At 76.3% G+C, this 1,654-nt stretch carries 3 protein-coding genes; 1 reads left to right on the forward strand and 2 read right to left on the reverse strand.

What is annotated here, in order from left to right:
• Window positions 1-262 (forward strand): GNAT family N-acetyltransferase (locus tag AC0CYZ_RS07495; protein WP_472213859.1); only part of this gene is annotated, 262 nt, incomplete at its 5' end.
• Window positions 263-265: 3 nt separating this feature from the next.
• Here the strand turns inward: AC0CYZ_RS07495 and AC0CYZ_RS07500 are convergent.
• Together AC0CYZ_RS07500 and AC0CYZ_RS07505 are read right to left on the reverse strand one after the other, a co-directional pair.
• On the reverse strand, window positions 266-1,123 hold the full coding sequence (locus tag AC0CYZ_RS07500) for an alpha/beta fold hydrolase (RefSeq protein WP_472213860.1): 858 nt from the start codon (window positions 1,121-1,123) through the stop codon (window positions 266-268).
• Window positions 1,124-1,152: 29 nt separating this feature from the next.
• Window positions 1,153-1,654 (reverse strand): amidohydrolase family protein (locus tag AC0CYZ_RS07505; RefSeq protein ID WP_472213862.1); only part of this gene is annotated, 502 nt, incomplete at its 5' end.

Genomic DNA, 1,654 nt, shown 5'->3' on the forward strand with positions numbered 1-1,654 from the left:
CGGGCAGATCGGTCGGGTGTGGGTGGACCGGCGCCACCGACGGCACGGCGTCGGGCAGGCCCTCGCGCTCGCCGGGGCGCGTTGGGCGATCGAGGTCGGCTACTCCCCCGTGTGCCTGCACACCAACGCCGCCGTGCCCGGAGCGCTCGCGTTCTGGCGGGCCTTCCCCGGCGCCGTCGAGGTCCACGACGCCCGGCCCGACGACCCCTGGTCCAGCGTCCACTTCGAGGTCGACCCCGAGACGGTCCTGTCGGAGGGCTGAGCGCTAGCCGAAGTGCTCGAGCAGCAGCTCCGTCGTCCGGACCGGGGCGTGCGCGGGGATCCAGTGCCCGACCCGCGGGATGCGCTCGTAGCGCCACGGCCCGCGCACGTACCGCTGGGAATCGGTCATCTGGCGCTCGGTCAGCGCGATGTCCCGCTCGCTCCAGACGCCGAGGACGGGGCACGCGATCGGCGGCATCGCCAGCGCTCCGGTGCCGGCGGCGAACACCTCCGGCGGCATCCCGGAGCGGTACCAGTTGAGGCCGGCGGTCAGCGCGCCGGGCCGCTCGAGGTCGGCGAGCTGCTGGTCCAGGAGCGGGTCGGTGCCGCGCGCGACGCCGTCGTGGGCCCAGTCGCGGAACCACGCCCAGTCGTCGGCGGGCATCTGCGCCTCGGCGACGCCGGGGAACCCGAACCACAGCATGTACCAGGAGAGCTGCTTCTGGACGGGGCCGGCGCCGGCGAACGCGTGCGGGTGTCCCACCGAGAAGGCTGCGAGCCGGGCGACCCGCTCGGGCGCGAACGCCGCCAGGGCCCACGCCACCAGGGCGCCCCAGTCGTGCCCGGCGACCCGCACCTCGTCGACCCCGAGTCGGTCGAGCAGGCCGAGGACGTCACCGAGGACCGTCCGGACGCCGTAGGCCCCGACCTCCGCGGGCCGGTCGCTGTCCCCGAACCCGCGCAGATCCGGGGCGATCACCCGGTACCCCTGCCCGACCAGGGCGTCGATCTGGTGCGCCCACAGCGTGGCGCGGTCCGGGAAGCCGTGCAGGAGCAGGACGGCGGGCCCCTCCCCGCCCTCGACGACGTTCAGCGTGATCCCGTCGAGCGCGACGCGGTGGGCCTCCGGGCCGGCCGGCATGGTCGTCCTCCTCACGACGTCGGGCAGGGTCAGGACGGTACGTGCTGGCGGCCGCGCACGACGACGAGCCGGATGCGGCGCAGTGCGCGCAGGTCGACGAGGGGATCGGCGTCGAGCACCACCAGGTCGGCGCCGTACCCGGGCTCGAGGCGGCCGAGGTGGTGGGCCTGACCGAGGGCGGCGGCGGAGCGGGTGGTGGCGAGCGCCAGCGCCTGCGGGCGTGACCAGCCCGCGGCCTCGTAGAGCGTGAGGGTGTCGACGAGGTCGTCGAAGAACCCGGCGCCGACGCCGGCGTCGTTGCCGGCGATCAGCGGGATGCCGCGCTCGGCGTCCCAGGCCAGCTTCTCGAGCAGCGGCTCCAGCTCCCCGCCCGCCGGCCAGCTCGGCCAACCGCGGGCCCGCGTCGGGACCATGACGGCGCCGGAGGCGGCGACGAGGTCCGCGACCGCGCGCGAGAGGTCGTGGCGGACCCCGCCGTCGGGGCCCGGCGGGGCCCGCCAGCCCCCGTGCTCGATCGTGTCGACCCCCGCC

The organism is Actinomycetospora sp. (assembly GCF_055612215.1).

Bases quoted from the DNA above. Each gene is read 5' to 3' on its own strand.
- AC0CYZ_RS07500 (WP_472213860.1), bottom strand. From the start codon at position 1,123: ATGCCGGCCGGCCCGGAGGCCCACCGCGTCGCGCTCGACGGGATCACG.